This window comes from Nocardioides oceani, assembly GCF_030412965.1.
GTDB lineage: Bacteria > Actinomycetota > Actinomycetes > Propionibacteriales > Nocardioidaceae > Nocardioides > Nocardioides oceani.
Genome location: NZ_JAUHJQ010000001.1, coordinates 789,208 through 806,020, shown reverse-complemented (window position 1 = coordinate 806,020; position 16,813 = coordinate 789,208). Strand labels below are relative to the sequence as shown.

Sequence of the window (16,813 nt, the reverse complement as noted above, 5' to 3'; positions counted from 1 at the left end):
CCGTGCGCTCCCCGCTGCGTGTGGCCCTCGTCCAGGAGGCCGCCGGCCTCGACCCCGCCGCCAACCGGGCCCGCCTCGCCGAGCTCGTGCCGGCCGGCGCGGACCTGGTCGTGCTGCCCGAGGCCTTCGCGCGCGACTTCGGCGAGGCCGGCTCCGACGTGAGCACGTACGCCGAGCCGGTCGACGGCCCGTTCGCGGCCGAGGTGGCCCGGGTGGCCGCCGAACGTGGCACGACGGTGGTCGCCGGCATGTTCGAGGCCGGCCCGGACCCGGCCCGCCCCTACAACACCCTCGTCGCCCGCGGCGCTGCGGAGGCGGCGTACCGCAAGGTGCACCTCTACGACTCCTTCGGCTACCGCGAGTCCGAGCGGCTCGCCGCCGGCGAGGTCGAGCCGGTGGTCGTCGAGGTCGCCGGGACCCGGGTGGGGCTGATGACCTGCTACGACCTGCGCTTCCCGGAGCTGGCCCGGTTGCTCGTCGACCACGGCGCGGAGGTGATCGTGGTCCCGGCGGCATGGGTCGCGGGGGAGCGCAAGGTCGACCACTGGCGCACGCTGGTGCGCGCCCGCGCCATCGAGAACACCGTCTTCGTGCTCGCCTGCGGGCAGCCCGGACCGCGCTACAGCGGTCACTCGATGGTCGTCGACCCGCTGGGGGACGTGCTGGCCGAGGCCGGCGAGGGCGCCGACGTGCTGCGCGCCGAGCTGGTCCCGGAGGTGCTCGAGCAGGCCCGTCGGACCAACCCCTCGCTGGCCAACCGTCGTCTGTAACGTTGCCCGCCGTGCCCCGCACCGCCCCCCGCCGTCGCGCCGAGCCGCTCCCCCCGGAGCCGCGGCCCCGGCGGGGCCTGCCACGGCCCAGCGGCCGGACCAAGGTGACCGTCGCCTGGGTCGTGGTCGCGCTCGCCGTGGCCGCGCTGGTGGCCGCCATGGTGCCGGTCGGCCCCGGGTGGCTCCCGGGCGTCGGCTCGGTCGCGGTCGCGACGACGTACACCTGGGCGCTGGCGGCGCGCACCGGCGGCCGGCCGCTGGTCTTCAGCGGCCTGGCGCTGGTGCTCGGCACCGCCGCGCTGGTGCTCGACGAGGAGGCCCTGCGCACCGGGGCGGCCGTGCTGACGTGCGTGGTCAGCGCGGTGCTGGCGGTGATGGGGACGGTGCCGGCACGGCGGTTCCGGCAGGCGGCGCGCGAGTGCGGCTTCGCGCTCCTCGTCGCGGCGGTCGGCGCCCTGGCGACGGTCGGCTTCGAGCCGCGGATCGCGCTGGTCCGCTTCGAGTACGTCACCCTCGGCCTCGCGCTCGTCGCCGCCTTCGTCCTCGTCCACCGCCTCGGCGCGGGCCTGCACGGCCTCGGCCGGCGCGGCGTCGCGGTCGTGCTGATCGGCACCGTGCTGCTCGCGGTCACGCTGGCCTACGCCGAGCTGCTGCGCCGCTACGGCACCCCCGGCCTGGTCACCTCGCTGCTCGACGCCGTCCGCTGGAGCCGCGAGAACCTCGGCGCGTTCCCGCGGCCCATCGAGACGGTCCTGGGCGTCCCGGCCCTGGTCTGGGGCTGCCACATGCGCGCCCGCCGCCGTCAGGGCTGGTGGGTCTGCGCGTTCGGGGTCTGCGCCACCGCGCCGGTCGCCAACGCGCTGGCCAACCCGTCGATCTCGCTGCTGGAGTGCACGCTCTCGGTCCTGTACGGCGCCGTGGTCGGGCTGCTGCTGGGGTACGCCGTCATCCGCGCCGACCTCGCGCTGACCGGACCCCGTGGCCGGCGCTCGCGGCGAGCCGAGGAGGCCGCGGCCGGGCGCCCGGAGCCGCGCCGCACCGACGCGCTCCTCTGACGACCCGCAGCCGACCCGCAGCCGACCCGCGGCCGACCCGGCTAGAGCAGGACCTCGAGCAGGACGTCGCCCTCCTGGACGACGTCGCCGGCGGCGACCTTGACCGCGCGGACGGTCCCGGCGTGCTCGACGACGACCGGGATCTCCATCTTCATCGACTCCAGCAGCACCACGGTGTCGCCGGGGGCGACGGCGGCGCCGGGCTCGACGACCACCGACATGACGTTGGCGACCATCTCGGCGACGATCTCGCTGACCTGCTCCCGGGGCATGCTGGCGACGCTAGCCGTTACCGGGGGGTACCCGCGCATCGGTCGCGACCGGGCCGTTCCTGGCAGAGGGGGCGGGATTCGAACCCGCGGTAGGTCTCCCTACGACCGCTTTCAAGGCGGTTCCGATCGGCCACTCCGGCACCCCTCCGTGCCGGCCGCCGCTGTGCGCCGGTCCGACGGGAGGAGTGTAGGAGACGGCTAGTCCGAGCCGCCGAGCTCCAGCTCGACCTCGTCGTAGGCCAGGTCGTGCAGGCGCTGGACGTGGCGGCCGAGGTCGACCAGCAGCCGGTCGAGCTCGCGACGTACGACGGGTGCGTCGCCGTCGGCGAGGACGTGCGCGCCGGTGGTGCCGAGCCGGGCGAGCAGCGTGCCGCGCTCCCGGGAGGTCGTGCCGCCGCGCGCGGCCAGCCACGCCTCGGACTGGCCGCCGACCTCGGCTACGAGCGCGTCGCGGACCGCGCCCATCCGCCGGTGCACCTGCCAGCGCCACGCGCCGGAGGAGGTGCCCTGCGGCGGGGAGGCGGCCGCGACGAGGCCGGCGAGCGCGTGCTCGAGGCCGACGGCGGGGGCGGGCTGGGCGGCGAGCGTCATGACGACCTCCCGAGGACGGGGCGCGGGCTTCGAGCATGGACCCGGCGGCCCCGGGCGACAAGGGGCTGGAGGACAATCGGGGGCATGCCCGACGCCGCGCCGACCCGCTACCGCCTCGCCCCGTCCGTGGCCGCCCGGTTCGTCGGCCTGGCGCTCGTCCTGCTCGCGGTGCTGGTGCTGGTCGGGACCGCGTTGGTCTCCTTCGCCGGCCTGCCCGGCGACGCCGTGGTGGTGCTCGCCGCGGCGGGGCTGCTCGGCGTGCTGGCCCTGGCGTGGTGGCTGCGCGCCGGCCTCGCGGTCGTGCGGTTCGACGACGCCGGGTACCGCGTCCGGATGGTGCGCGGGGCCGGCACGAAGCAGGCGGCCTGGACCCAGGTGCAGGAGGTGTCGACGGCCTCGCCGCGCGGGATCCGCTGCGTGGTCCTGCGCCTGGTCGACGGGAGCGCCACGACGATCCCCGTCGACGTCCTGGCGGCCGACGGCGACGCGCTGGTCCGCGAGCTGCAGGTGCGGCTGCGCCACGGCGAGGGCCTGCGCCCGTTCTGAGCCACAGGTGCCCGGCCGGGCCCCTGATTGGCCGCAGCGGTGCGGGGCCTTGTAGCCTGTGCGCGCTGTCGAGGAGGCGTCGCCTAGTCCGGTCTATGGCGCCCGCCTGCTAAGCGGGTTGAGGGCTACAACCCTCTCGCGGGTTCAAATCCCGCCGCCTCCGCCAGCCCGGCCCCCGCGCGGTTCGATCCGCGCGGGGGTCGTCTGCACTACGGTGCCTGCGGCGCGTCCCTCCCCCGAGCGGCGGCGGCTGTCGTGCTGCCCGCCGACTGCACGTTCGTGCAATGCACATTTCTGAGCCAACCCGCGGGGAGTCGGCCGCGCGCGACCGGGTCAGACTGAGGTTCCGACGCCGGCACGGGGGTCGGGACTCAGGACACAGAGGTGGGACTCATGAACTTCGCTCGCAAGGTCGGCATCACGTTCGCCGCAGCCGCCGTCAGCTTCGGTCTCCTCGCGGTCTCCGCGCCGGCGGCCCAGGCCGACACCACGTGGGGCTACCGGATCGCCCCCACGGCCGGGAGGTAGACCCTGCAGACCCGCTCGGGACGCTGCCCCTCCCCCCGGTAGCAGCGATCGTCGTCCACCCCCCAAGAAGGACGGCGCCCGAGCCGCTCGAGACCGGCGACGTCCGTCGCCGGTCTCGTGGCGTCTCCGGGGCAGGTCCGCTCGTGCGGCGGAGCGGGGTCACTCCTCGCCGGAGAGGCCGAGCTGCCCGATCGTGTAGCCGAGCTGGAAGCGGGTCTCGGCCTCGAACTCGTTCTTCAGGTCGGCCACGTAGCCGGCGTAGGTCCGCGGGCTGACGCCCAGCCGCTTGGCGGAGACCGGGTCGGGATGGCCCTCGATGAGCATCCGCAGGGTCATCGCCCGCTGCTCCGCGGCGATGTCCTTGAGCATGGTGGCGCTGCGGCTGGTAAAGGGCCGCCCGCGCTCCCAGGAGCGCTCGAAGACGTCGACGAGGTAGGCGACCACCGACGGCTCGCGGACCGCCAGGGCGGTGCTGAGGTCGTCCCCGCTGGGGATCACCGCCACACGCCGGTCGATGACGATCATCCGGTTGAAGAACTCGTCGAGCGTGCGGACCTCCGCGCCGCGGGCGCTCACCTCGGCGACGTACTCCCGGGTGGCGGAGCTGCGGCGGGCGCTGTGCTGGTAGAGCGTCCGGATCCGGGCGCCGCGCTCGAGCAGGGCGGTGTCGCGCCGGATGCCGACCGCGAGGAGCTTGGGGTCGCGTCCGGTCTGCGGCTGGGCGGTGAGCGCCTCCTCCTGGCACTCCGCGACGAGGGCGGCGAGGAACGGCTCGATCGCCTCGGCCCGCAGGTAGGTGAAGGGCCCGACGTCGGCGGCCTGCGGCGTACGTCGCCAGGCCTGCCCCAGCGCGGCCAGCGTCGAGGACCAGGCGGCCGACTCCTCGAGGAGGCGCGCGCCCTCGCGCCCCAGCGGCGAGACGACCCGCGCGACGCTGCTGGTCGGGTCCTCCGGCAGCCACCGGTCGGTCTCGGTGTCGCGGCGCACCAGGCCGAGGTCGAGGAGCAGCTCGAGCGCCCGCCGCGGCTCGGCGTCGGGAGCGTCCGGGGCGAGCCGCGGGTCGTCGGGGGCGAGCCCGGACCCGGTCAGCATCTCCTCGTACAGCGGCGCGGCCACCGTCTCGAACAGCCGCCGGTCCTGCGAGTCGTACTCGGCCACGGACCTCCCCTTGCTCTCCTGTTGCGGCCCCGAGACCCGGCTCATGCTCCCACACGCGCCGAGGGCCCCGTCCGGGTGGACGGGGGCCCTCGGTGGGTGCTGCGGGGTGCTGCGGGGTGGAGCCGCGGCTCAGGCGCCCAGGCGGGACTTGAGGCCGTCGAGCTCGGTCCAGAGCACGGCGGGCAGGTCGTCGCCGAACTTCTCGAACCACTCCTGGATCTGCGGGAGCTCCGCCTTCCACTCCTCCGGGTCGACCTCGAGGGCCGAGCGGAGCGCGTCCTCGGTCATGTCGAGGCCGTCGATGTCGAGCGAGCCCGGCGCCGGCACCCGGCCGATCGGGGTCTCCTCGGCGGCGGCCTGGCCGTCGATGCGCTCGACGATCCACTTCAGCACGCGGCTGTTCTCGCCGAAGCCCGGCCACAGGAAGCCGCCCTCGTCGTCGCGGCGGAACCAGTTGACGTAGAAGATCTTCGGCAGCTTGGCCGCGTCGTTGTCCTTGCCGACGTTGATCCAGTGGCTGAAGTAGTCACCGGCGTTGTAGCCGATGAACGGCAGCATCGCCATCGGGTCGCGGCGCACGACGCCGACCGCGCCGACCGCGGCGGCGGTGGTCTCCGAGGAGAGCGTCGCGCCGAGGAAGGTGCCGTGGGTCCAGTCGCGGGCCTCGAAGACCAGCGGGACGGTCGTCTTGCGGCGGCCGCCAAAGAGGATCGCGTCGATCGGGACGCCGCGCGGGTCGTCGTACTCGTCCGCGAGGATGTCGCACTGCTTGATCGGCGTGCAGTAGCGGCTGTTCGGGTGGCTGGAGAGCTCCTCGGACTCGGGGGTCCACGGCTCGCCCTTCCACGAGGTCGCCTTGGCCGGCGGGTTCTCCAGGCCCTCCCACCAGACGTCGCCGTCCTCGGTGAGCGCGACGTTGGTGAAGACCGAGTTGCCCTTCTCGATGGTCTTCATCGCGTTCGGGTTGGTGTGGTAGTTCGTGCCCGGCGCGACGCCGAAGAAGCCGTACTCGGGGTTGACCGCCCACAGGCGGCCGTCCTCGCCGACCCGCATCCAGGCGATGTCGTCGCCGAGGGTCTCGACCTTCCATCCGGGGATGGTCGGCTCCAGCATGGCGAGGTTGGTCTTGCCGCAGGCGCTCGGGAACGCGGCGGCGATGTACTTCACGACGCCCTGGGGGCTGGTCAGCTTGAGGATCAGCATGTGCTCGGCGAGCCAGCCCTCGTCGCGGGCCATGACGCTCGCGATGCGCAGCGCGTAGCACTTCTTGCCCAGCAGCGCGTTGCCGCCGTACCCGGAGCCGAAGGACCAGATGCCCCGCTCCTCGGGGAAGTGCACGATGTACTTGGTGTCGTTGCACGGCCAGGCGACGTCCTTCTCGCCCTCGGCGAGGGGGTGCCCGACGGAGTGGACGGCCTCGACGAAGTCGGCGTCGAGCTCCTCCATGCGGCGCAGGACGTTGGTGCCCATGCGGGCCATGACGCGCATCGAGGCGGTGACGTACGCCGAGTCGGTGATCTCGATGCCGAACATCGGGCGCTCGGACTCGAGGTGGCCCATGACGAAGGGGATGACGTACATCGTGCGGCCCTTCATGCAGCCCTCGTAGAGGCCGTTCATGAGGGTCTTCATCTCGTCGGGGGCCATCCAGTTGTTGGTCGGCCCCGCGTCCTTCTCCTCGACCGAGCAGATGTAGGTCCGGTCCTCGACGCGCGCGACGTCGATCGGGTCGGAGGCGGCGTAGAAGGAGTTCGGCTTCAGCTGCGGGTTGAGCCGCGTGAAGGTGCCGGTGGACTCGAGCGCTCGGGTCAGCTCGTCCCACTCCTGGTCGTCACCGGTGCACCAGTGGATGCTGTCCGGCTGCATGATCGCGGCCCACTTCTCGACGAAGTCGGCGATGCCTCGGTGGGTGGTCGGTGCCTGCGTCTCGGCGGTCATAACCTTGAGTTCCGTTCCCTCTCGCGCATTCGCGGTGGCCGCCCCGCTCGGGCGGAGGCGCCGCCGGCCGTCGAGCGTATCGACGGTGTGTCGTGGAGTTGCTGTGGATCGCGCGGCGTCGTTGTCGGCGACTTCTGTGGGTCACCGGGGTCGGCGAGGATGCGCCGGGGCCTCCGGTCCGCTGAATGTACCCCCGGCCTCTGGGGGTCACTATTGGATCGTTCAACGGTTGGTGGGCCAGGTCACACCGCGGTCGCGGGCCCCTCCAGATTTCGGCTTCGCCGCTGTCGTCGGCTAAGGTCTTCCCTTGTCCGCCGCGAGGTGGACGGGCGCCCGTAGCTCAACGGATAGAGCATCTGACTACGGATCAGAAGGTTTGGGGTTCGAATCCCTACGGGCGCGCAGATCGAGAGCCGCAGGTCAGTCCACCGACCTGCGGCTCTCGTGTTCTCCACCCGTACGTCGGGTGGGGGCCCGCGGCTCAGACGGTCCCGGTCACGAGCCAGACGCCGCCGATGAACGAGACGGCCAGGATGCCGGCGCGCACGGTCGTGACGCCCATCCGCCCGGCGAGCAGCAGCCCCGCGGCCGTCCCGAGCACGAGCGCAGCGAGCTGTGCCGGGTCGGGCAGCACGAGGCCGAGGACCAGGGCGGTGACGATGTTCTGCACGCCGAAGAACGCCTGGAGCGTGCCGCGGGCGGTGCGCGGCTCCCAGCCGGCGTTGGCCACGTAGAGGCCGACCGGTGGTCCGCCGACGCCGCCGACCACGTTGAGCGCGGCGCTGGCGGCCCCGACCCCGACGGTCGCCCCGCGGCGGCGGAGCCACGGGGAGCGCAGGCCGCTGGCGAGCAGGAGCGTCGCGAGGATGACCCCGACGCCGCCGCCGAGCGCGAGCCAGCGCGTGTCGACGTCGTGGACCACCCAGGCCGCGACCGGGGTGAACGCCAGGGTCGGGACCAGGAGGCGGGCGACCGCGCGGGGGTCGACATGGGCGCGGTTGCCCCACAGCGGGGCGACCGAGGACAGGGCGGCCAGCACCAGCGTCACGACGACGCCGTCGCGCGGCCCCAGGACGGCGGAGAGGCAGGGGGCGACGACGAGGGAGAAGCCCATGCCGGTCGCGGCCTGCGCGATCGCACCCACCACGATGGCGGCGAGCGCGACGAGCGTCGCGACCGAGCCCGGGTCGGCCATCACCTCCGCGCGGTGGGGGCGTCGAGGGCGCAGCGGCGCTGGATGAGCCACGCGAGGGTCATGAGGACCGCCGGGACGGCGGTGAACCCGAGGAGCACCGCGCGGACGGCGGTCGCCGTCTGCGGCACGCTCTCCCCGTCCACCGAGGCCGCGAAGCCACCCAGCGCGAGGGCGGCGGAGTAGACGTAGGGCCCGACGGCGGTGCCGACCGCCTCGGTGGCCGTCCACACGCCGGTGTACGCGCCGGCGCGCGACTCGCCCCGGCGCTCGGCGGCGGCCACCGCATCGGGCACCATCGAGAACGCCAGCAGCTGCAGGCCGGCGAAGGACGTGCCGAGGAGGACGACGACCACGACGGTGACCGCGGTCGGCACGTGGTCGCCGGCGAGGAGCGCCACGGTGCCGAGCACGAACATCAGCTGCGCGAGCAGCAGCCCGCGGTGCTTGCCGATCCGCCCGGAGACGCGCAGCCACAGCGGCGAGGTGACGATCGCCGGTGCGAGGAACGCCCCCATCAGGACGGCGGTCAGTCCGGAGCGGCCGAGCACGTGCTCGGCGTAGAACGGCACGGCCGCGAGGACGAGGTGCGTCGTCGCACCGGTGAAGAGGTAGGAGAGCACCAGCAGGCGGAAGTCCCGGTCGCGCCAGGCCAGCCGGAGGTCGGCCAGGGCGGACTGCGCGTGCGGGGTCGGCGCCCGGAAGCCGCAGGTGTCGTTGAGGCCCCGCACGCCGCGCACCGCGACCCAGGCGGTCCCCAGCATGAGGACGGCGAAGACGAGCGCCATCCGGGTGTAGCTGCCGCGCTGCTCGTCGGAGACCAGCACCGGCGCCAGGACGCCGGCGAGGAGGAGCCCGACCGTCAGCAGGACCATCCGCACCATGAAGACGCGGGTGCGTTCGTGGTAGCCGACCCGCAGGTCCGAGGGGGTCGTGAGGTAGGGCACCTGGAACGCCGCGAAGAGCACGTTCCCGACGACGTACCAGCCGGCGACCCACAGCGCGGCCGGCGTCCCGTGCAGGTCACCGGGCACGGTGAACATGGCCAGCATCGCGCCGCCGAGCAGCAGGCCCCAGCGCATCATGCCGCGGCGGTGGCCGCGCCGGCCGGCCTGCCGGTCCGACCACGTCCCGAGGAGCGGGTGCAGGACGGCGTCGACGATCTTGGGCACCAGCAGCGCCAGGCCGGCGACCAGCGGCGAGACGCCGAGGGTGTGGGTGAGGAAGTAGAGGAGGAGCAGTCCCGGGACCGTCACCCAGGCGCCCATGCCGAGCGAGCCGGTGGCGTACTGCACCAGGGGCCCGCGCCCCGCGCGGGCCGACTCCTCGTCCGTGACCTGCGTGCCGGCGCCGGGCGGGACCGGTGCGGTGGCGGTCACGACCCGGCCTCGGCGTGCCGCGCCACGGCGGGGGCGGCGAGCGCGGCGTCGCCGAAGGCCCCCGCACGGATCCGGGAGGAGAACGTGCGGGCGACGATCCGGTCGGTCAGCGCGGGCAGGTGGCGGGCCAGGAACAGCTCCACCGCTCCTCGGCGGGTGGTGGGCACGTCGCGGGGCGCCCGCGGCGACAGGGCCGCGCGGACCACGGCGTCGACGACGCCCTCGAGCGGCTCGTAGGAGCTCATCCCCTCCAGGGACAGCCCGGCCTGCGCCGTCGAGTCGTGGATCGGGCTGCGCACGGCGGAGGGGTAGACGCAGGAGACACCGACGTGCGTGCCGAGCTCGAGCCGGAGGGCGTCGGCGTAGGCGACGAGGGCGCGCTTGGAGGCGCCGTACGCCGCGGCGAGCGGCAGCTGCATGGCCGCCATCCGCGAGGCCACCATGACCACGCGGCCGCGGGAGTCGACGAGCGCCGGCACGCAGGCCGCGGTGACCCGCCAGGCGCCGAGCAGGTTGATGTCGAGCTGGCGCCGGACCTCCTCGCCCGGCGGCAGCTCGGCCGGCGCGGGGCCGCCGATGCCCGCGTTGTTGACCAGCAGGTCGAGCCCGCCGAGCTGCTCCAGCGCCGCGGCGACCGCCACGGGCACGGCGTCGTCGTCGGTCAGGTCGCAGGCGATGACGGGGACCGGGTCGTCGGGCCGCGGCGCGACGTCGAGCCCGACGACGTGTGCGCCGCGGGCGGTCAGGTCGGCGGCGAGCGCCCGGCCGAAGGTGCCGGAGGCGCCCGTGACCAGGACGCGGAGGCCGGTGGCGTCACGCAGGTTCATGCGAGGACCTCGTCGGTGGTGGTGGCGGTGGTGGTGGCGGACGGCTCGAACGGGTGAGCGCCGCTGGTCAGTCGCTGCCGGCCCGCCGCGAGCTCGCGGGGGACCGACGCGACGTAGGCGTCGAAGTCGATGCGCATCGCGGGGCGCTTCTCCCCCCACCGGGCGCGGGCGTCGCGCAGCGCGCGGGCGGCGAGCGCGCGCCGCTCGGTCGCGTCGGGGAGGGCGTAGGAGCCGCCGAGGTGGGCCGCGACGAGCGTGGCCTGCGCCTCGACGACCGGGAGGGCGGCGCCGGTGGACTGCATGAGGCCGACGAACGCCAGGCTCGGGTCCTCGAGGTGGAAGACGCGGTGGTGCAGCTGCAGCCGCTCGGGGTCGGGGCCGAGCCAGCGCTCGGAGAGGAACGGGATGGTGACGCGGTAGCCGGTCGCCCACACGATCGTGTCGACGCGGTCGGCGCGGCCGTCGGTGAACACCACCCGGTCGCCGTCGAGCCGCTCGATCCCGGGGCGCGGCACGACCTCGCCGTGGGTGAGCCGGTGCAGGATCGTGTCGCTGATCGTCGGGTGGTTCTGGAACAGGCCGCCGGCCGGCGCGGGCAGGCCGTAGTCCTCGGGCCGGCCGACGGCGATGCGGAGCATGGTCTCGGCCAGCCGCTGCCGCAGCCGCCACGGCAGGCCGGAGATCGCGCCGCCGGTGGCGTCGGCGGGGCGGCCGAAGAGGTACTTGGGCACGATGTGCACGCCGTGGCGGGCCGACAGCAGCACCGGCGAGGCCGCGACGTACGACGCGTCGACGGCGATGTCCATCGCGGAGTTGCCCATGCCGACGACCAGCACGTGGCGGTCGCGGAAGGCCTCGGCGTCGCGGTAGTCGTGGGCGTGCACCTGGGTGCCGTCGAACGTGCCGGGGTAGCCCGGCGTCGGCCAGCGGGGGTCCCAGTTGTGGCCGTTGGCGACGACGACGGCGTCGTACCGCTCCGTCGCGCCGTCCTCGGTGGTGACGCGCCAGGTCCCGCGCGCGGGGCCGGACTCCTCGCGCTCGACGCCGGCGACGGCTGTCGAGAACCGGATCCGTTCGGTCACGCCGAAGGTGTCGGCGTAGTCGGCGAGGTAGCCCGCCACCAGCGAGGCCGACGGGTAGTCGACCCAGTCGGCCGGCATCGGGAAGTCGGCGAACTGGGTGCGGCCCCTGCTGGTGTTGAGGTGGAGCGAGTCGTAGGCCGGGGAGAGACCGCTGCTGTTGCGCTGGTCCCACAGGCCGCCGGGACGATCGCCCTTCTCGTAGGTCACGACGTCGGCTCCGACGTCGAGCAGCGCCTTCGTGGTGGCCAGGCCGGCAGCGCCGGCGCCGACCACGGCGACGCGAGGGGACGTGCGCATGGTGTGTGCTCCTGTTCGCGGGGAGTGATCGGGGCCACTCCGTGGTGACGGGCACAACGCTAGGCCGCCGGCAGGCGGCCGGTGCTGGCGCTCGTCACCGACCTGGGCCGCTCGGTTGTGGCCGGCCACAAGGTGCGCGACCATCACGACGTGGCGGAGGACCGGGAGTGGCAGGCGTTCGTCGACCTGGTCGAGCGGGTCCTCGCCGACGAGGAGCTGCTCCCGCAGGTCGTCGCGGCGGTCCGCGGGCACGTCCAGGAGTCGGCGACCCTGCCGGTCTCCGACATCACCGGTCACACCCGGGTGCTGCTGACCGCCGCCGCCCGCGCCCTGGTCGGGCGGCGGGCGCCGACCGAGGCCGAGCTGACGGTCGTCGAGCAGCTCGCCGTCACCCGTGCGCGGCAGGGCATCCCGATCGAGGTGGTGCTCGGCTCGGTGCGGATCTCCGAGCGCGCCATCTGGGCGCGGGCCCGCGAGCTGGCCGAGGCGGCGGCCATCCCGGCCGAGCGGCTGCTCGACGCGCGCGAGCTGTACGACGACTGGGCCGACGCCGTGCGGTCCCGGCTGATCCGTGCCCACCGGGACGCGCCGCGTCACCACGACGCCTGGGACCGCGACACCGAGTCGGTGCGCCGCCTGCTGGAGGGAGGCTCGGCGGCGACCCTCGCCGCTGCCGAGCGGGGGTTCCCGGCCGGCGCCGGCCTGTGGGTGCTGGTGACCCGTCCCGGCGACACCGACGCCACCGCCGCCCTGCGGCGGCTGGTCGACGGTGCCGGACCCGGCATCGCGGCCCTGGTGGGGGACACGCTGGTCGCGGTGGTGCCCGGCCGCCCGACGTTCCGGGCCCGGGGACCGCGCCAGGTGGTCGGCATGGCCGGACCGGTCGTGGCCGAGGAGCTCGGGCTCGCGCACCGCTCGGCCGTGGCGGCCGTCCCGGCCGCGGAGGTCACCGGGCTGGTCGGCCCCGTCCACATCGCCGAGGTCGCCCCGGTCGTCGCCGTGCTGTCCCGGACCGACCTCGGGGGCGCCCTCGCCGCGCACCACCGCGCGGCACGCACCGCGCTCGGCGCCCCCGCCGCGGCGATCGCCCGGACCGTGCGCGCCTGGCTGGAGGCCGACCGCGACGCCGCGCAGGTGGCCCGCGACCTGTACGTCCACGAGAACACCGTCCGCAACCGCGTGCAGCGCTTCGCCGCCGTGACCGGCATCGACCCGCACTCCACCTTCGGCGGCGTGACGGCGTGGTGGCTGTGCCGGGCCTGGACGGACGGGGACCCGAGCTAGGCGTTCCTACCGGGCCCGGGCGCCCGACGGCGGCGCGTCGGTGCCGAGCCGGTGGGCTGCGCGCATGAGCAGCGCGCCGAGCTCGGGCACCCGGGAGGCGGGGAACCGGCTCTCGACGCCGGTGAGCGAGAGGGCGCCGACCGGACGCCCGCGGTCGTCGAGGACGGCGGCCGCGAGGCCCCAGCTGCCCTCGACGACCAGTCCGGGGTTGACCGCGTAGCCGACCCGCCGGGCCTCGGCGAGGCGGTCGGCGAGGGCGGGGGTCGCGTGGGCCGGGCCGTGGTGCGCCGCGAGGTCGGCGTGCTCGAGGTGGCGAGCCGCCTCGGGCTCGGGGACGAGCGCCAGGATGATCAGCCCCGCGGAGGCGACGCCGAGGGGGAAGCGCTTGCCCACGTGGAGGACGTGCGAGCGCAGCGGGAAACTGCCCTCCTCGGCGATCAGGCACACGGTCTCCGCGCCCCGCCGCACCGAGTAGAAGGCGCTCTCGCCCGTGGCCAGCGCCAGCTCGCGGACGACGGGCTGGGCCCGGGCCGAGACGTCGTGGCGCGGCGCCGCGGCCACGCCGAGGAGGTAGGCCTCCGGTCCGAGCGTCCACCGGGCGTCGACGGCACGGTCGAGGAACCCCTCGTCGGCGAGGGCGTGCAGCAGCCGGTGGGCGGTGGCCCGGGGGAGGCCGGTGCGCCGGGCGACCTCCGTGGTCGAGGCGCCGGACGGCTCGCACGCGGCGACCGCGCGCAGGACCGCGGTCGCCTTGCCGACCAGCTCGACAGTGGCCACGCGCGCTCCTCGGGGGCGTTCACCAGGTGGACGCGCGGAACGCTACCCGTCCGCCGGCCGAGCACGTCGCGGGCAGTTCCCGCGAGGCGGTTGCCGGCCCGCGGCCCGCGCGGTTGCATCGGCGCATGGACAAGGTGATGGGTTCGGCCGCCGAGGCGGTGGCGGACGTCGCGAGCGGCTCGACCGTCGCGGTCGGCGGGTTCGGGCTGTGCGGGATCCCGGCGGTGCTGATCGAGGCGCTGCTCGAGGCCGGTGTCGACGACCTCGAGGCGGTGTCGAACAACGCCGGGGTCGACGACTGGGGCCTGGGCCGGCTGCTCGCGGCCGGCCGCCTGCGGCGGATGGTGGCGTCGTACGTCGGGGAGAACCGCGAGTTCGCCCGGCAGTACCTCGCCGGGGAGCTCGAGGTCGAGCTGACACCGCAGGGCACGCTCGCCGAGAGGATGCGCGCCGGCGGCAGCGGCATCCCGGCGTTCTTCACCGCGACCGGCGTCGGGACCCAGGTCGCCGAGGGCGGCCTGCCGTGGCGCTACGACAGCGACGGGAACGTCGTGGTCGCCTCCCCGCCGAAGCCGACCCAGGTCTTCGAGACCGCGGAGGGCCCGCGGGAGTTCGTGCTGGAGCACGCGATCGTCGCCGACGTCGCGCTGGTCCGGGCCTGGAAGGGCGACCGGCACGGCAACCTCGTCTACAAGGACGCCGCCCGCAACTTCAACCCGCTCGCCGCGATGTGCGGCCGGGTCACCGTCGCGGAGGTCGAGGAGCTCGTCGAGCCCGGCCAGATCGACCCGAACCAGGTCCACACCCCCGGCGTGTTCGTCCAGCGAGTGGTCGCGCTGACGCCCGAGCAGGCCGCCGACAAGCGCATCGAGAAGCGAACGGTCAGGAGCGCGTCATGAGCTGGAGCCGCGAGGAGATGGCCGCGCGGGCGGCCTCGGAGCTGACCGACGGGTCCTACGTCAACCTCGGCATCGGGCTGCCGACGCTGGTGCCGAACTACGTCGCCGACGACGTCGAGCTGGTGCTGCAGTCGGAGAACGGCATCCTCGGCGTCGGTGCCTACCCGCTCGAGGGCGAGGAGGACCCCGACCTGGTCAACGCCGGCAAGGAGACCGTGACGGTGCGCCGCGGGGCGTCGTTCTTCGACTCCGCCACCAGCTTCGGGATGATCCGGGGGGGCAAGATCGACGCCGCGATCCTCGGCGCCATGCAGGTGAGCGCGCGCGGCGACATCGCCAACTGGATGATCCCCGGGAAGATGGTCAAGGGCATGGGCGGCGCGATGGACCTCGTCCACGGCGCGAAGAAGGTCGTCGTGCTGATGGAGCACGTCGCGCGCGACGGCTCCTACAAGATCGTCGAGGAGTGCTCGCTGCCCTACACCGGCCGCGGCGTGGTGCAGCGGATCATCACCGACCTCGCGGTCATCGACGTCGTCCCGCCGGCCGAGGGGGGAGGGCTGCGGCTCGTCGAGCTCGCGCCCGGGGTCACCGAGGACGAGGTCCGCGAGAAGACCGAGCCCGAGCTGCTCCGGTAACCGCCGCGGGAGGCGGTCGTTGGTCCGGCGTGCGACGTACCCGGACCTCCCGCGCCCTGGCCCTGCTCGCGACCACGGTGGTCGGCGTGACCGCCGCGCTGGCGCCCAGCCCGTCGGGCGCCGCGCCCGAGGGAGGGGAGGACGGCCCGGAGGTGCACTCGCCGGCGTACGTCGCCCGCGACCTGCAGAACATCGCCGACGCCTACGGCCGCATCACCGGGCCCGGGGGACAGCTGCAGGACCCGGCGTACCTCCCGGCGCTCGTCGCGGCGTCCAGCGCCACGACGGTCGCCCAGCTGCTCGCGCAGGTGGCGACGCCGACCCGGCTCGCCCTGACCGCCGGCAACGTCGTGCCCGGGTGGAACGTCGGCAACCCGCTGCGCGCCGGCTGGGACGGCACGCGCGGCCGGATGCGCGAGGTCTCCTTCACCAACCGGTACGGCGCGCTGCTGCGCGGCACGGTCTACCGGCCCCTGCCGGGGGCGGTGGACCCCTACACCGGCGCGCGCGTGCGCGGCCCGTTCCCCGGCGTCGTGATCACGCCGGGGTCGGTGCAGGGCTCGGAGGGGATGTACCGCTGGCTCGCGCAGGACCTCGCCGAGCGCGGGTACGTCGTGCTCACCTACGACGTGCAGGGCCAGGGCCGCAGCGAGACCCTGCCGCACGAGGGCGACCAGCTGTCCGCGCTGCCGTTCTGCAACCCGTTCGCGCCGCCACGGGACCGCGAGGTGCTGGGCTGCCCGGGCGTGCCGTTCCAGCAGGTCTCGAACTTCGTCGTGGGCACCGAGGACGCGATCGACTTCTTCGTCTCCACCCCAGCGAAGCCCTACGCCAACCCGGCTGGCGCCGGCGCCACGCCGGATCGGTTCAACCCCTTCTGGCGCTCCTTCGACCGCAGCCGCGACCCGCGTCCGGCAACGCCGGGGCGCACGACCCGGCTGGCGATCATCGGCCACTCGATGGGTGCGCGGGCGGTCTCGGAGGTGCAGGGGACCGACGACCGGGTGGCCACCGTCGTCGCGCTGGACAAGCTGTTCGCGGGCGAGGACGGCGGGACCATCCCGTCGGTGCCGACCAACACGACAACGCCGTCGGTGCCGGCGCTGGCGGTGCAGTCGGAGTACGGGTTCACCGTCGCGCCGTACCTCCTCTCCGCCGGCTCCTCGCTGGTGCCGGCGCCGACCCCGGACGGGCCCGACCCCCGGCGCGAGCGCAGGGCCGGCTACGACCGGTGGGCGGCGTCGCGCCACGACGCGATGCTCGTCGTGCCCCGCGCCTCGACGCACCTCGACTACACCGACATCCCGCTCGTGCTGCCCGCGAGCCGGCACGGCCAGGCGCTGACCAGCGTCTACGTCCAGCGCTGGCTGGACCGCTACCTCAAGCACCGGGGCGGCCCCGAGGCGCTGCTGCGCACGTCGTACCGCTACCTGGAGCCGGCGGCCGGTGGCGCCCGGCGCGCTGTCCGGCTGCAGCGCGACGACCTGCTCAGCTTCTACTACTGCTCGGCCTACGACCTGGGTCGCGGGGAGGACCGGCGGACCGACGGCGACGTCACCGACGTGGGCTGCTGAGCCCGC

17 protein-coding genes and 3 tRNA genes are annotated in these 16,813 nt (G+C 74.7%); 10 read left to right on the top strand and 10 right to left on the bottom strand.

Annotated features, from left to right (window positions below; translation table 11 throughout):
- Positions 1-2: 2 nt before the first annotated feature.
- Positions 3-770: a carbon-nitrogen hydrolase family protein gene (locus tag QWY28_RS03865; RefSeq protein ID WP_300950980.1), complete on the top strand. Its 768-nt coding sequence runs from the start codon at positions 3-5 to the stop codon at positions 768-770.
- 11 nt (positions 771-781) lie between these two features.
- Entirely contained in the window at positions 782-1,825 is a 1,044-nt protein-coding gene (locus tag QWY28_RS03860) for a hypothetical protein (RefSeq protein ID WP_300950979.1), read from the top strand.
- 41 nt (positions 1,826-1,866) lie between these two features.
- Here QWY28_RS03860 and QWY28_RS03855 read toward each other — a convergent pair whose 3' ends face one another.
- From QWY28_RS03855 to QWY28_RS03845, 3 genes are all read right to left on the bottom strand, one after another.
- Complete coding sequence (locus QWY28_RS03855) at positions 1,867-2,097, bottom strand: biotin/lipoyl-binding carrier protein (RefSeq protein WP_300950978.1); 231 nt, start codon at positions 2,095-2,097, stop codon at positions 1,867-1,869.
- A gap of 60 nt (positions 2,098-2,157) precedes the next feature.
- Positions 2,158-2,245, bottom strand: a tRNA-Ser gene (locus QWY28_RS03850).
- A 50-nt stretch (positions 2,246-2,295) separates the two neighbouring features.
- Positions 2,296-2,688: a hypothetical protein gene (locus tag QWY28_RS03845; protein ID WP_300950977.1), complete on the bottom strand. Its 393-nt coding sequence runs from the start codon at positions 2,686-2,688 to the stop codon at positions 2,296-2,298.
- Positions 2,689-2,772: 84 nt separating this feature from the next.
- Here QWY28_RS03845 and QWY28_RS03840 point away from each other — a divergent pair, with 84 nt between their 5' ends.
- The 3 genes from QWY28_RS03840 (at position 2,773) to QWY28_RS03830 (ending at position 3,762) form a co-directional block, all read left to right on the top strand.
- Positions 2,773-3,234 carry a hypothetical protein gene (locus tag QWY28_RS03840; RefSeq protein WP_300950976.1) on the top strand — a complete coding sequence of 154 codons (462 nt, stop codon included), beginning with the start codon at positions 2,773-2,775 and terminating at the stop codon, positions 3,232-3,234.
- Between the two features lie 72 nt (positions 3,235-3,306).
- A tRNA-Ser gene (locus QWY28_RS03835) sits at positions 3,307-3,400 on the top strand.
- A 227-nt stretch (positions 3,401-3,627) separates the two neighbouring features.
- Positions 3,628-3,762 (top strand): hypothetical protein, encoded by a 135-nt coding sequence (locus tag QWY28_RS03830; protein WP_300950975.1) that lies wholly within the window; start codon positions 3,628-3,630, stop codon positions 3,760-3,762.
- A 159-nt stretch (positions 3,763-3,921) separates the two neighbouring features.
- Here the strand turns inward: QWY28_RS03830 and QWY28_RS03825 are convergent, their stop codons facing one another.
- Positions 3,922-4,920: a phospholipase D-like domain-containing protein gene (locus tag QWY28_RS03825; protein ID WP_300950974.1), complete on the bottom strand. Its 999-nt coding sequence runs from the start codon at positions 4,918-4,920 to the stop codon at positions 3,922-3,924.
- A gap of 129 nt (positions 4,921-5,049) precedes the next feature.
- A complete protein-coding gene (locus QWY28_RS03820) occupies positions 5,050-6,858 on the bottom strand; it encodes a phosphoenolpyruvate carboxykinase (GTP) (protein WP_300950973.1) in 1,809 nt (602 codons plus the stop codon).
- A gap of 329 nt (positions 6,859-7,187) precedes the next feature.
- Between QWY28_RS03820 and QWY28_RS03815 the strand changes: the two genes are divergently transcribed.
- Positions 7,188-7,260: transfer RNA gene (locus QWY28_RS03815), tRNA-Arg, on the top strand.
- A gap of 79 nt (positions 7,261-7,339) precedes the next feature.
- On the opposite strand, the gene QWY28_RS03810 is transcribed toward QWY28_RS03815, so the two are convergent.
- From QWY28_RS03810 to QWY28_RS03795, 4 genes are read right to left on the bottom strand one after another with little or no spacing between them, the layout of a single operon-like run.
- The gene (locus QWY28_RS03810; RefSeq protein ID WP_300951307.1) at positions 7,340-8,053 is read right to left on the bottom strand and encodes a TSUP family transporter; all 714 of its coding nucleotides are present in this window, start codon (positions 8,051-8,053) and stop codon (positions 7,340-7,342) included.
- Positions 8,053-9,429, bottom strand: a complete 1,377-nt coding sequence (locus QWY28_RS03805) for an MFS transporter (RefSeq protein WP_300950972.1) — start codon at positions 9,427-9,429, stop codon at positions 8,053-8,055. The genes QWY28_RS03810 and QWY28_RS03805 overlap by 1 nt, the downstream gene beginning before the upstream one ends.
- Complete coding sequence (locus QWY28_RS03800) at positions 9,426-10,256, bottom strand: SDR family NAD(P)-dependent oxidoreductase (RefSeq protein WP_300950971.1); 831 nt, start codon at positions 10,254-10,256, stop codon at positions 9,426-9,428. The genes QWY28_RS03805 and QWY28_RS03800 overlap by 4 nt, the downstream gene beginning before the upstream one ends.
- Positions 10,253-11,635 carry a flavin-containing monooxygenase gene (locus QWY28_RS03795; protein ID WP_300950970.1) on the bottom strand — a complete coding sequence of 461 codons (1,383 nt, stop codon included), beginning with the start codon at positions 11,633-11,635 and terminating at the stop codon, positions 10,253-10,255. The genes QWY28_RS03800 and QWY28_RS03795 overlap by 4 nt, the downstream gene beginning before the upstream one ends.
- Before the next feature lie 81 nt (positions 11,636-11,716).
- Between QWY28_RS03795 and QWY28_RS03790 the strand changes: the two genes are divergently transcribed.
- Positions 11,717-12,919, top strand: a complete 1,203-nt coding sequence (locus QWY28_RS03790; protein ID WP_300950969.1) for a helix-turn-helix domain-containing protein — start codon at positions 11,717-11,719, stop codon at positions 12,917-12,919.
- A gap of 6 nt (positions 12,920-12,925) precedes the next feature.
- On the opposite strand, the gene QWY28_RS03785 is transcribed toward QWY28_RS03790, so the two are convergent.
- Positions 12,926-13,696 (bottom strand): IclR family transcriptional regulator, encoded by a 771-nt coding sequence (locus QWY28_RS03785; RefSeq protein WP_300950968.1) that lies wholly within the window; start codon positions 13,694-13,696, stop codon positions 12,926-12,928.
- 125 nt (positions 13,697-13,821) lie between these two features.
- On the opposite strand from QWY28_RS03785, the gene QWY28_RS03780 reads away from it, so the two are divergent.
- From QWY28_RS03780 to QWY28_RS03770, 3 genes are read left to right on the top strand one after another with little or no spacing between them, the layout of a single operon-like run.
- On the top strand, positions 13,822-14,595 hold the full coding sequence (locus QWY28_RS03780) for a CoA transferase subunit A (protein WP_300950967.1): 774 nt from the start codon (positions 13,822-13,824) through the stop codon (positions 14,593-14,595).
- The gene (locus QWY28_RS03775) at positions 14,592-15,233 is read left to right on the top strand and encodes a 3-oxoacid CoA-transferase subunit B (RefSeq protein ID WP_300950966.1); all 642 of its coding nucleotides are present in this window, start codon (positions 14,592-14,594) and stop codon (positions 15,231-15,233) included. Before QWY28_RS03780 ends, QWY28_RS03775 begins: the two co-directional genes overlap by 4 nt.
- 29 nt (positions 15,234-15,262) lie before the next feature.
- Positions 15,263-16,807 (top strand): alpha/beta hydrolase family protein, encoded by a 1,545-nt coding sequence (locus QWY28_RS03770; RefSeq protein WP_300950965.1) that lies wholly within the window; start codon positions 15,263-15,265, stop codon positions 16,805-16,807.
- Positions 16,808-16,813: the final 6 nt, after the last annotated feature.